Here is a 13,359-nt window from a genome sequence, read left to right on the forward strand (position 1 = left end):
ATCTAATCCCCTGTTTTACAATAAATTAAAATCAAAAGCACAATTACTTGGTAAAACATAATACTATCTTTTACATTGGTATGATTTTTAGTACTACCTTTGTATAAATTTTCAGTTATGAAAACAAACCAACAAACTATAAATCAACCGAATCACAAGATAAACTGGTTCCAAAAGTTTCTGATGGTATGCTCCGGAGGAAACATTCATATATTAAGAAAGACCCCAAGTGAGTGGAATAAATTTTCCGGGATAGGAGGCATCGTACTTTTCACGGCAGTTTTTGCAACGCTCTCTGCCGGCTATGCCATGTATACGGTATTTGATAACCTTTGGACAGCAGCCGGGTTCGGCATTCTCTGGGGCTAATGATTTTTAACCTGGACCGCTACATTGTTTCCTCAATAAAAAAAACCGGAACATGGTGGAATCAAATCCTGATGGCTATCCCCCGGTTAATTCTTGCTACTTTTTTAGGAATTATTATCTCCAAGCCTTTAGAGCTTAAAATTTTCGAAAAAGAGGTTAACAAACAGCTGAATACGATTATTCAAAGAAATAAAAAGCAGCTTCAGGGTGAAATGAACGGAAGAATTCTGCAGCAAAGCGGCCCGTTTGAAACCGAGAAAAAGCAAATCTCAGAAAAGATCGCCCAATACCAAAAGGCCTATGACTCTGCATCCGTAGAACTTGAAAAAGAGATTTTAGGAAAACAATCAGGATTAACCAGTGGTAAGGAAGGTTTTGGACCCAATGCCAAACGTAAACAGGAATTAAAAGAACAGCGCAGACTGGATCTTGAAAACTATCAGAAACAGGCTGCTCCAAGATTAGACTATCTGGATAAAGAAATTTCCAAAGTCTATACCAACCTGGAAACCGAAAGAAAATCTACAGAAACCTTCGAGGATAAGTTCAATGGATTTGCAGCCAGACTGCAGGCTTTGGATGAACTTGGTAAAAGCTCTGCCATTATCGGTTTGGCTGCGGCTTTCATTATGGGACTGTTTATCTGCCTTGAGATCTCCCCGGTTTTGGTCAAATTAATTTCTCATGTAGGACCTTATGACTATCTTTTAGAAAAAACAGAGAATGACTTCAGGCTGTATTCAAAAGAAAAGATTGAAAAAGGCAATGCCCTTACCGACTTCCGCATTGATGACTTTAAGGATAATTTAAAAAAATAGTGTATTTTTCACACATGATTATTGATAAAGAAGAGATCCGAAAGAAAAAGAAAAAGCTGGATGACTGCAAAGCCTTCCTAAAAAAAGAATTCATCGGAATAGATAAAATTATTGATGACCTGATGGAATATATTCAGATCTGGTATCTGATGCCTGAAATTCTGACCCGCCCTGTAGTGATCAGCCTTTGGGGAATGACAGGAGTAGGAAAAACAGATCTGGTAAGAAAGATGGTCCGTTTTCTGGATTTTCAGAACCGTTTTGTAGAAATAGAACTCAGCAATAATGACGAAACCTCCTGGAGCAAAAGTGTTTCCGATATCTTTCAAAGCAACGGCCTCAGTGACGAAAAGCCCAGCATTGCTCTTTTTGATGAGATCCAGCGGTTTAATACGATTGAGCCTGATGGCACTCCCGTAGCCCAGACCAAGTTTACCGATTTCTGGGAGCTGTTAAGTGACGGACGCCTTAGTAAAAGGGAACGTGATGATCTGGAACATTATCTCTTCTCTTACCTTTTCCGTAAAAAGGAAAACGAAAGAAGAAAATTAAGCGGTGAAACAGATCTTGAAGAAAATCCTTACCTTAACCTTTGGGATGCTAAAGAGCTTAAAAAATACCTCAGCATTGAAGATGATGTCATGAGCATCATTGATATGAAAGAGGAGGATATGATCAAGCTGATCCGTAAAAAACAAAAGGAAAAGAAAATCTATGAACCTGTAGATTACAGCAAGATGCTGATCATCATCAGCGGAAACCTTGATGAGGCTTTTCAAATGTCCCGCGAAACGAGCGAGGCAGATGTAGATGCCAATATTTATCATGCCTTTACCAAGAAAATAACGGTGGTAGATATCAAGAATGCCCTGGCAAGAAAGTTCCGTCCTGAGCAGGTGGCCAGGTTTGGAAATATCCACCTTATTTATTTTTCATTAAAAACAGAGGACTTTCATACGCTTATCCAGCGGGAGATCAGTAATTTGAAGCATAAAACCAAAACAAAGTATGGGGTTGCATTAAAAATAAATAAAACGATCAACGAGCTGATCTACAGGAACGGAGTCTTTCCTGTACAGGGAGTACGCCCGGTATTCAGCAGCGTAGTTGATATTTTGGACACCAACCTCAGCAAATTTCTTTTTGAAGCTATTATTCATGAAGATAAAACTATAGAAATTAATTACCTGGAAGAGCAGAAGATCATTACCGGAAAAGTAGGTGAACGGATGATTGAAATTCCTTATTTGGGAAGAATTGACAGCATCCGCCAGGCTAATCAGCAGGATGCCGTTGCCAACATCAGCGTCCACGAATGCGGTCATGCCGTTTCTTATATGCTGTATACGGGATTTGCTCCATTACAGCTGAAAAGTAAGGTGGCAAGCAGCTATGCAGCCGGCTTTACATTCCCACATCAGATTCATGATACCAGAGAAAGTCTGCTGGATAGGATTAAAATTTATCTGGCAGGAGGTATTGCAGAGGAAATTGTTTTCGGAGAAAAGAATGCCAGCATAGGAAGAAGCCATGACAGGGAACAGGCTACTGTAATTGCTATAGATTATATCAGGAAATATGGTTTTGAAGAAGATTACCAGGCTGCTTACAATCTCGAAGACTATCCTCACCGAATGCAGCAGCATATCACTGATGAACGGGTGGAAAAGCTAATGCAGGAGCTCGCCGCAATAACAAGAGCAGATCTTATTTTACATTTGGATCTGTTGAAAAACATGAGCAAAATGCTTAGCGAAAAAGGAAGTATGGAACCTAAAGAAATCTATGATATTGCTATCAGGCATGAGTTAAAGGTAGCTATCAAAGAAGAGGGCTATCTGCATATTGCAGGCTATTATGACTTACTAAACAATTAGTGAAAAAATCTATAATAATTTAATTTTACATTAATAAAATCTAACCTTTTAGTTAAAACTGAAAGGTTTTTCTTTTTATTAATTATTATGGATAAATATTTCATAATTTTATACTACTAAAACTTTCCATCATGAAAAATTTACTTTTTGCATGTACACTGCTGATCAGCAGTGCATTTACCCCTACTCTAAAAGCTCAAGGATCAGATCCTTTTTTAGGACAAATTGCATTCGTCCCTTATAATTTTGCACCCAAAAACTGGGCAGAGTGCAACGGACAGCTACTGCCGATTGCTACCAATCAGGCTCTTTTTGCATTGCTGGGAACCACTTATGGCGGAAATGGCACCACCAACTTTGCTTTACCGGATATGAGAGGAAGAGTACTCGTTCATAACGGGCAGGCTCCCGGAGGTGGAACGACTTATACGATGGGGCAGGTAGGCGGAGCGGAAAGCGTTACTTTAACAGTAACACAGATGCCGGCCCATACTCATACCATCAATGCGGTAACAGCCGAAGGAAATCAGAATTTACCAACAAATAGCCTTCCTGCAGACACTAAAATTCTCGATAAAGAATATTCCGATGCTGCAGCGAATACAACGATGAAAAGCACCATGGTAAATCCTGCAGGAGGAACCCAGCCTCACGAAAACAGGCCCCCATTTATTACCTTGAAATGTATTATTTCATTAACAGGGATCTTTCCAACACAAAACTAAAAGGTTATGAAATTATTCTACCTATTATGTCTGATCTTCGGAAGCTCAGCTTTTGCACAGACTATAACGTTTAATGGGTGTCATAATTTATTTGATGATCAAAATTTTGTTTTCAACAAAACCGGAGTTGATGCCAATAACAAGAATATCTATATCACAACACCCATTGACGGTCAACCTTGTGGAGGATTAGGAAGCTGCGAATTTAAAATTCAATGGAATAATACTCTATCAAGATGGGAATTTCTTGCGGATGAAGGAAATGGTACTTTTGCGAGTCCGTTCCTGATCTATTACAATTCCACAGGAAATAATGCTCTTTCCCTTCCACCCGGTAACAATACCGGCACCTGGGTGGAGAACACAGCTGTTACAACGGGACAATGCGGAGGAAATCTCACCGCCGGAAATTCCACAATGACAGGTGATGTACAGGGCCCTACTTTAGGCATTTCAGAAATTACAAAAAGCAAAATACAGATTTTTCCGAACCCCGTTTCTGATGTCATACGGATTTCAGGGATTGATAGCGGGCAAACAGTTCAGATCTATAGTATAGACGGGCGGCTTATACGGTCTGAGAGGTTTAATCCAAAGGTTGATGTCTCACCGCTTACCTCAGGGATGTATATCCTGAGAGTGATCGCCAGAGACCTTCAGCATTATGAATTTAAGTTCATAAAAAAATAAACGTTCATTTCTCAAGATAATATATTTATAAGCTTTCGGAATTTCCGGAAGCTTTTTAATTTCATAACAGGGAACATTTTTTGCATCGGTTTAGTATGCCTTCAAGTGTTGTCAACAGTTATGTCTATTTTCCCGAAACTGAAATATTGAGAATTATATATCAGTCAGGAGCAGTATATGACTATCTTAAAGTACCACAGGATATTGTTGAAAAGTTCAGAAAGGCAGCCTCTAAAGGAAGGTTCTTGAATAAAGTCATTAAGCCTAAATTTAACTATGTCAAGATAAGCTGAAATAAAAATACCCCCACGCAGGTGGAGGTATTATAGTATACTAAAGGTTTTATATTATTTAATGATCAGCTTAGATGTTTTCGTATCTTTTCCGTTAGAAATCTGGATCATGTAAACTCCTTTCTCAAGCTGTTGGTTCACTTTGAAAGTATCGCTTCCTTCTGCCGTTACAGATGGAGTTGCCACCAATCTTCCTGCCATGTCAGAAATTGAAACTTTTAGGTTTTTACTGTTTTTAGCTTTAATGAAAATCTTATCACCGGATGCTACAGGATTAGGGTAAATTACCAAATCATCTTTATCTGCTTTCGCTTCACTGGTTGCAAGGTTCGTTACCAATGTTACAGAATAATCTTCTGCCTGTCCGTACAATAATTGTCCACATGGAGTAGGTGCGCCATCATCTACAATAACTCTCATTCTTAACGAAGTATTTAATGTAGCTGTAGCAGGCGGCGTAAACGTTCCTGTAAAGGTACCATTCAGATCTGCTCCAAGCGGAATATTATCACCGCTTGCTACTAATTCATTAGTTTCAAAAGTACCATTGTTGTTGTAGTCAATCCATACACGTGCATTCTGAGAATTTTGTGTAATCCCCACCTGAATAGTCTGCTGCTGACCAACCTGCAATGCAGTATGTATACTCATAGAGCAAGCCTTTGTAGTGTAATCTAAATAATACGATGGATGTGCTGCCCAATATCCCGGAGAGTCATTATTGATTTGTCCTAATTTAACAGAAACAGGACCAGCCAAATAGTTTCCAGGATTTGCAAGGCCTGAAGGAGCACATGAAGCAACCGGTACCACAGACGGTTCAGGAGTAGACGGTAAAGCAGTACCTGCTTTTGAAGTTGTTAAGCTGCTTCTGAACAACATAAATAAATCATTAATTCTTTGACCTTGCCCTGCCGTAAACTTTTGAGCAACAGAATTAGAATAGTTCATCATATTATACTGTACCCCCTGATAGTTGACACTCGTACAAGGGTTGATTTCAGAATTGGAAGGAACCGGCCATGCCCAGTACCCGCTTCCCGATCTTTCGGTATCGCATACTCCGTCATCATCTTCTGCGCAGTTTCCTGTTGTTGGAGGGCAATAATCTGCATCTCCGGGGTGTGCATCATATGTTCCTCCGTCAAACGTATGATATAAACCCATCGCATGTCCGAATTCATGGGCAAATGTTGTATCGTGAGGATTAGTGACTACTCCGGTTTTCATGAAAGATTCATAATTAGCATCAAGGTTATCCGGGAATGCCGCGAACCCCATCAAACCTGCATTAGGAGTTGTCTCTCCATCAAATGTTGTAATTACATAGATGTTAAAATAGGAAGCTTCAGGCCAGTGTGGCGCCAATCCTTTAATTGCTGCTCTACTCGCTCCGTTAGCTGTCTGGTAAGCCATTCCGGAAGTATTATACCCGGCTAATGCACTTCCGCTGTATCTTACAATACCCGTTGTTGCATTACAGTTAGGATCTCTTTTGGCTAAAACCAGTTTAATAGGAAATACAGCCGATGTTCCGAAATCTGCAGGCACACCGCTTGCAGGCCAAGGATATGTTCCTGCATACATTTTATTGGCATTATCCAGCCAGGTCTGAATCTGAGCATCCGTTCTGGTAAATGATGCATTATTTCCTTCAATAACGTGAACTACCACCGGTATCTCATACACACCATTTACTACTTTACCAGCTGACAATGAAGGATTTGCTTGTCTTTCAGCCTGAATATTTCTGATCACTTTATCAAAACCCTGTCTTACACCAGGGATTGTTGTATCCTGCAATCCTAATGTTTGGTCAAAACCACAAAATCTTTGTTGCTGTTGTGCAGACAACGAAAGCGAAAATAGCGCCGCTGCATAAAGGAAAGTTTTCTTCATTCTATTAATCTTTAAAAAGTTTCAAATTTACAATATCATTACATTTTCACAGTATTTATGCCTACTTTTCTCCTACAAGAATAAACACAATTTAAAAATATCTCTAGTTAGTAGAAAAAAATACTTTTTTGTTACATTTTAAAAATTGTTTTTTTTACACCATTTTAAAACATTGCATAAATATCATCAAACAAATATTGAATTTATATTAAAATTTAAAAATTAAAGCTCCATTAAAAAACACATATTCAATGAAATAACAGAATAGCAGATCTTATTACTATTCTACAAACTAAATCAGGAAAATTTTTCAATTAATTTTATTATATGATGTAAAAAAATCAAAAAAGCCACACTCAATAGTGCGGCTTTTTTGAAATCTTTATTGTATTCTTTTTATAAAGAGTAGTTAGGAGCTTCCTGGGTAATAATTACATCATGAGGATGCGATTCTTTTAATCCGCTTCCTGTAATCATTACCAATTTGGAATCCTTTTGTAAAGCTTCAATATCTTTAGCTCCACAATATCCCATACCAGCTCTTAAACCTCCTGTCAACTGGAAGATCACATCTTCTAATTTTCCTTTGTGAGGCACTCTTCCTTCAATTCCTTCCGGAACAAACTTTTTAGCTTCACTTTGGAAATATCTTTCTTTTCCTCCTCTCTTCATGGCTGAAAGGCTTCCCATTCCCTGGTAAGACTTGAATTTTCTTCCCTGGAAGATAATTTCCTCACCCGGAGCTTCATCTGTTCCCGCTAAAAGAGATCCTAACATCACCGCTCCTGCTCCACTTGCAATCGCCTTCACAATATCTCCTGAAAGCTTGATTCCCCCGTCAGCAATTACTGTTACATTTTGGGATTTAGCATATTCGTAAACGTTATAAATAGCAGAAAGCTGAGGTACACCTACTCCTGCAACCACTCTGGTTGTACAGATAGATCCCGGTCCTACTCCTACTTTAAGAACGTTTGCTCCTGCAGCGATTAGGTCTTTAGCCGCTTCTGCAGTTACAATATTTCCACCTACGATATCCAGGGCTGGATATGCTTTCCTGATTTCTGAAATTTTATCCAGCACTCCTTTGGAGTGTCCGTGTGCAGAATCAATAGCTATGATATCTACACCGGCTTTTACCAAAGCTTCAATTCTGTCAAGAGTATCTTCTCCGACTCCAACTCCTGCTCCTACGATAAGGCGCCCGTTCTGATCTTTATTGGCATTGGGATATTCTAATTGGTTATCGATATCCTTAATGGTAATCAACCCAACAAGTTTGTTATCTTTATCTACAATCGGAAGTTTCTCTACTCTGTTTTTAAGAAGAATTTCTTTTGCCTTTTCAAGATTGGTATCTTTATCGGAAGTGATCAGTTTTTCTTTTGTCATGATCTCTTCTACCTTCATATCAAGGTTTTCCTGATATTTTACATCCCTGTTGGTAATGATTCCGATTAAAACGTTATCAGCATCTACTACAGGAAGTCCTGAAATTTTATATTTCGACATCATATCCTTAGCTTCTCCTAATGTATGATCTTTTGAAAGGGTTACCGGATCTGAGATCATTCCATTTTCGGAACGCTTCACACGGTTTACCTGTGCAGCCTGCTCAGCAATCGTCATATTTTTATGAATGAAACCTAAACCTCCCACTCTGGCCAGAGCAATGGCAAGATCTCCCTCAGTAACTGTGTCCATCGCAGCAGAAACTATCGGAACATTCAGCGTGATTTTGTCGGTAAGTCTTGATTTTAATGAAACCTGGTTAGGTAAAACTTCTGAATAAGAAGGGACTAGAAGAACGTCATCGAAAGTGATGGCTGTCTCTACAATTTTGTTATGAATAGACATCTTTACTTTCTTTGCAAAATTAGGTTATTTTGGTGAGATATGAAAATCATTTTTAATAGTTTAAATAAAAATTAATAATCAATAACGTAAATCAAAAAACCATCCTTTTTCAAGAATGGTTGATGGTACAAAATAATAAGTATGTTGAAGTTACTTGTTGAAGGTCTGCTTTTTCCTCGTAATTTTTAGGTGATCCCGTTACTTATTGGAAACAGAATTGATCATTTGTGAGATATCATGGGCTGTAAAGTTTCCTTTTACATCTACAAATACGAGTTCTTTCTCTGAGTTTACCGTGATCAGCATATTTTTAATCGCATCACCATCCTGTTTTACACGCACATTGACGTTATCTCCATCATGCTTTATCGTTGCCCAGTCTTCATACCTGTTATCATTTAAATACTGAGCATAATCTTTCAGCATTTCCTTGGTTCCGTTTTCTACGGTAAGGATTTTTATTTTGGAGATTTTCTTGATCAGGCTGATCATTTCCTCACTTTCGCCATCCTCTCTCATGGCTTTCTTAATGTAAGGCTTAGCCAGGGCCAGCGGGACATTAATACTGGTGAACTTTGCCCCTTTAAAATCATATCCGGAGTCTGAAAAGAAACCTATATTCGGCTTTTCCGAAACAATACACGACTGAAGGGTAATGATAGCCAGGGCAGCCAGAAACATGTTTTTTAAAATTTTCATGGTCATTATTTTTAATCGATAGGTCTTAATGTTCCTCCTGAGCTCTTGCTGATATTCGAATCTATTTCAGGTCTTCCTTTGTATCTTACCAATCCTCCTGAAGAGGCTCTTACTTTTAATTTCCCTGATACATTTACCGTAAGATTTCCTCCGGAAGTTGCTTCTGTTTCCACATAGGTGAACTTTAAATCATCCGCTTTACAAACCGCTCCGCTGCTGATATCAATCTTTCCTGATTCTGCATCTCCACGCAGACTGATATTGGAACCACTGGAACTTTTAATGGCGATATTCCCGGTAGTAATATCTGCTCTTACATTCGCTCCGGAAGATGCAGAAAGGTCTGTAGCCCCCGATATTTTAAAATCTCCTGTTACATTGGCTCCCGATGAAGCATCAATTCTCATATTCTTTTCCTGAATGGAGTTCACTACTGTAAAGTTTGAGCCTGATGAAACATCAATATTATCCATTTTTGGAGAAGAGACATTGACACTTAAGTTTTTAAATCTTAAGTTTCTGACGCCTTTATTATCAATATAGATCTTCAGGGTACCGTTTTCTACTTTTGTAATGATGTACTGCAGTTTGTCAGAATCCGCAATGACTTTTACACTGGTAGGCCTTTCCTGTTTAAAGATCACATTTACGCCTGTACTCACCTGAATTCCCGAAAAATCACCTACGGTTCTTGCCTCGCCGTTAAGATATGATGAATTATTATCAGAAGTCAGATTATTTCTTCTGACATTCGGGTTTTTCTTTGTTTCGCTGGAATTGACGATCTTGCTCACATCATCCATAGACAGTTTTCCGTCGAGCATTACAAAAATACTTTCCCCGCTTCCTCCGTCAATGCTCAGCAACAGATCATCTAAAATGCCGTTCTTAGCTTCTGAGGACAGAAATTTGATTTTAGCTCCCGAATTGTTTACAGTCATGATCTCACTGTAATTTAGATTCTTCAGGTAGGATGAAATATCTCTGCTCAGCTGGGACAGGTTATTCTGAACCCTGCGGCCGTCTGCTGTATTTGCTTTTTCAGGGTTTTCTGTAACGAGGATCTTTAATCCGTTTATTTTGGACAATAGCGGTTTGATCTGATCCAGCTGTGAATCATCAATATTCAGGCTGCTCAGCATTCCGAACATAGGTTTGGCAATCTTGATGGAAGTGACCCCTTCTACCTCCTGGTATTTTTCAAAAAGCTGGTCAAATTTATCTTTCTGTCCATATACATTAAAGAAATGGGAGAAAACAAGAGCGAATATTATGAATAGTTTTTTCATGAGTCAATTTTTATTTTTAAGTTAATGATTAGTACTGATCAGACCAACATCTTTTTCAGTTAATAATCGTCATCTACCACTTTAGGCTGTACCAATTTTTCACTAACGTTATTTGCAAATATCTGGAATGAATACTTAGTCACATCAATAGCTTCTTCTACATTGTCAATTCTTTTACCGTTAACAATAACGTAAGAATTTTCATATCCTGTAGAATCCTTCATTGCATTATTTTTAAAAGAGGAGTTGTTCACATATCTTGGTCTTCTCTCTTTTTTAAGCCTTCCTCTTTTCGGCAGGATCTCGTCCAGTACATCTTTTTCAGCCACAGCATTTTCCTTGAAAATAGAGTCTTTTTTGGCTCCTGAAATCGAATCGGTATGATTAACGGCAACCTGCCCCTGATGATCATTATTTTCTTCTATAAAACTGGATTTTTGTCTCAGTACTTCATCTTTTACCAGCTTTTCTTTGTCCTGAGCGGCCTGATCCTGGTAGGTATTGAAAATGAAACCTACACTGAAAAGAAGCAGTATTGCTGCAGCCATCCAGAACCATTTTGGGAAGGAAGGTTTATTTTTTTCCAGCGGAATAATGGGAGCCGAATCCTGATCAGCTTCTTTTTCTTCTGTCTGCTGAAGAAAATCTTCAAAGCTCCAGTTCATTTTTTCTTCCTTTATATCCCGGAAGATTTCGTCGTATTTATCTTGTAATTGATCTTTTTTCATAGCTCATCAGTTGTGAGATTTGTTCTTTTACTTTTTGCCGTGCCCGCATAAGGTTTACCCTTACTGCATTTTCTTCCATTTCCAACATTTCAGAAATTTCAGAAACATCATACTCTTCTACATCTTTTAAATGGATGACCATTTTTTGCTTTTCCGGAAGCTGATTGATAAATCCCATAATATGTTCTTTAAGATTATCAACCTCCATACTGTAAAGCTCCGACCGGTGAAGCTGCATATCTGCAAATCCTATCTTTACGTCATGGTGCTTCAGACGGTTCAGGCATTCGTTCCGGACAGACTTCAGCGCATAGGATTTAAAATTCCCGAACTGCCCCAGCTCATCCCTCTTCTGCCAGAACTTCATCATCAGATCCTGTACTACATCTTCTGCTTCATCACTGCTCATGACGAATCTTTTCGCAAAACGATACATCTCGTCTTTGAGAATAAACACCGTATTCTTGAAAGTTTCTTGGGTCATGAGTTTTGTTTCTTATAGGTAAGACAACTGCCGTTTCAAATCTATTACATCTAAAATAAAAAAACTTCAAAAAAAATTGAAGTTTTTTATTTTGCCAATTAATAGCTATCAAAAATATGTTTCAGAATCGCCTTATCTTCTTCTGTTAAGGAGACTTTTCTTCTTGCCATTGCTCTTTCTGCTACTTCGTAGACTTTATCCAATTTAAACCTTTCGTCATCTTTAAGTCCTCCCCACGAAAAGTTTTCCACAAGATTAGGGGGAAACCCCGGTTTGAAAATATTGGAAGCCACTCCTACAACAGTTCCCGTATTTAATTGGGTATTAATTGCTGTTTTGGAATGATCCCCCATGATCAGACCGGCAAACTGTAAGCCTGTATCTTCAAAGGCTTTGGATCTGTAATTCCAGAATTTCACATTTCCATAATTGTTTTTCATGTTGGATGAATTGCTGTCTGCGCCGAAATTACACCATTCTCCAATAACAGAATTCCCTACAAAACCTTCATGCCCCTTACTTGAATATCCAAAAATAATAATATTATTCACCTCGCCACCTACTTTACAGTGAGGTCCCACTGTAGTCGCACCATAGATTTTAGCGCCTAAATTAAATTTAGAATCATCACAAAGCGCTATAGGACCGCGGAGGTGGCAGCCCTCCATTATTTCAGTGTTTTTACCGATATAGATTTTTCCGGTTCTGGTATTCAATGTGGAAAACTCAATTTGAGCTCCTTCTTCAATGAACAGATCTTTTTTGTCTCCCAAAAAACCATTGGTAGAAGATAGCTCCTGTGAAGTTCTTCCTTTGGTCAGGAGTTCAAAATCGAAATCAATGGCATGATGATTATAGGTGAAAAGATCTGCCGGTTTTTTAAAGAAAATAAGCTTTTCCTTGATATCCGTCATTTTTTCAATCTGATGTAAAGAAAAATCTTTCATATTGATTCTAGCTGCCACCAATTCATCTTCGTAAACCAAAGCTTCTCCCTGTTTCAGATCTTTGATCTGCTGTATTACCGTTTCTGTCGGCAAAAAGTTTGGGACAAGAAAAAGGCTTTCCTTGTCTTCAGGACTTTTAAACTTATCCTGAAGATAGTTTTCCGTAAAATAAGAGACCCCGGTATTCTCCAGGATTTTCTGCCATCTTTCGGAGAAAGTAAGAATTCCGCATCGCATTGCTGCAACCGGCCGGGTAAATGTAAGCGGAAGAAAGTCTTCCCAATATTGAGCGTCTGAAAATACTAATTGCATTTTTTAGAAGTTAGAGATTAGAAATTAGAAGCTAGACCCTGAAAGCCAGATTGGGCGATATTGTACGCCGAAATGATCTTCCAGTTTCTGGATTCTATCTAAAACAAAAATACGAAAACATCTGAGAAATTATAACAGGGAGGGGAGATTAAAAAGATTGAAGATTAAGACTCTCCTTCCGGATAAAGAATTTTATATATATAAACCGGCAAATTTTACTGTGGTAAGTTTAGTTTGGGTTTAAAGCCGTTGGAATGATCGCCTTTTTAGAACATGCTAAGGCCTGTTCTTACTGTACTTGAATAAAACACACCTAAATCCAGGGGACATTAAAGAGAAAAACCAATCAATGACTGCCCTGATCTTGTCTTG

The 13,359-nt window shown here is 38.4% G+C and carries 11 protein-coding genes and 1 pseudogene; 5 read left to right on the forward strand and 7 right to left on the reverse strand.

The features are described 5' to 3' along the window. The first annotated feature begins 117 nt into the window (after nt 1-117). The 5 genes and pseudogenes from MUW56_RS08190 to MUW56_RS08210 all read left to right on the forward strand — a co-directional run bounded on the left by MUW56_RS08190 (nt 118) and on the right by MUW56_RS08210 (nt 4,772). Nucleotides 118-1,187 (forward strand): annotated as a pseudogene (locus MUW56_RS08190) (DUF4407 domain-containing protein). Between the two features lie 14 nt (nt 1,188-1,201). Further along, nucleotides 1,202-3,064 (forward strand): AAA family ATPase, encoded by a 1,863-nt coding sequence (locus MUW56_RS08195; RefSeq protein WP_292012726.1) that lies wholly within the window; start codon nt 1,202-1,204, stop codon nt 3,062-3,064. Between the two features lie 131 nt (nt 3,065-3,195). Further along, complete coding sequence (locus tag MUW56_RS08200; RefSeq protein ID WP_292012727.1) at nt 3,196-3,789, forward strand: phage tail protein; 594 nt, start codon at nt 3,196-3,198, stop codon at nt 3,787-3,789. 6 nt (nt 3,790-3,795) lie between these two features. Next, nucleotides 3,796-4,479, forward strand: coding sequence for a T9SS type A sorting domain-containing protein (locus tag MUW56_RS08205; RefSeq protein WP_292012728.1), 684 nt, complete (start codon nt 3,796-3,798; stop codon nt 4,477-4,479). Nucleotides 4,480-4,574: 95 nt separating this feature from the next. Then, entirely contained in the window at nt 4,575-4,772 is a 198-nt protein-coding gene (locus MUW56_RS08210) for a KTSC domain-containing protein (protein WP_292012729.1), read from the forward strand. A 54-nt stretch (nt 4,773-4,826) separates the two neighbouring features. Here MUW56_RS08210 and MUW56_RS08215 read toward each other — a convergent pair whose 3' ends face one another. The 7 genes from MUW56_RS08215 to MUW56_RS08245 form a co-directional block, all read right to left on the reverse strand. Continuing rightward, on the reverse strand, nt 4,827-6,671 hold the full coding sequence (locus MUW56_RS08215) for a GEVED domain-containing protein (protein WP_292012730.1): 1,845 nt from the start codon (nt 6,669-6,671) through the stop codon (nt 4,827-4,829). A gap of 396 nt (nt 6,672-7,067) precedes the next feature. After that, nucleotides 7,068-8,528 carry an IMP dehydrogenase gene (gene guaB, locus MUW56_RS08220; RefSeq protein ID WP_292012731.1) on the reverse strand — a complete coding sequence of 487 codons (1,461 nt, stop codon included), beginning with the start codon at nt 8,526-8,528 and terminating at the stop codon, nt 7,068-7,070. A gap of 198 nt (nt 8,529-8,726) precedes the next feature. After that, entirely contained in the window at nt 8,727-9,227 is a 501-nt protein-coding gene (locus MUW56_RS08225) for a DUF4252 domain-containing protein (protein WP_292012732.1), read from the reverse strand. A gap of 11 nt (nt 9,228-9,238) precedes the next feature. Continuing rightward, on the reverse strand, nt 9,239-10,516 hold the full coding sequence (locus MUW56_RS08230) for a DUF4252 domain-containing protein (protein WP_292012733.1): 1,278 nt from the start codon (nt 10,514-10,516) through the stop codon (nt 9,239-9,241). Nucleotides 10,517-10,575: 59 nt separating this feature from the next. Continuing rightward, entirely contained in the window at nt 10,576-11,244 is a 669-nt protein-coding gene (locus tag MUW56_RS08235) for a hypothetical protein (RefSeq protein ID WP_292012734.1), read from the reverse strand. Beyond that, the gene (locus MUW56_RS08240; protein WP_292012735.1) at nt 11,219-11,728 is read right to left on the reverse strand and encodes a sigma-70 family RNA polymerase sigma factor; all 510 of its coding nucleotides are present in this window, start codon (nt 11,726-11,728) and stop codon (nt 11,219-11,221) included. Before MUW56_RS08240 ends, MUW56_RS08235 begins: the two co-directional genes overlap by 26 nt. A 98-nt stretch (nt 11,729-11,826) precedes the next feature. Beyond that, nucleotides 11,827-12,987, reverse strand: coding sequence for a GlmU family protein (locus MUW56_RS08245; protein ID WP_292012736.1), 1,161 nt, complete (start codon nt 12,985-12,987; stop codon nt 11,827-11,829). Between the last annotated feature and the right edge of the window lie 372 nt (nt 12,988-13,359).

This window comes from Chryseobacterium sp., assembly GCF_022869225.1.
Classification (GTDB): Bacteria; Bacteroidota; Bacteroidia; order Flavobacteriales; family Weeksellaceae; genus Chryseobacterium.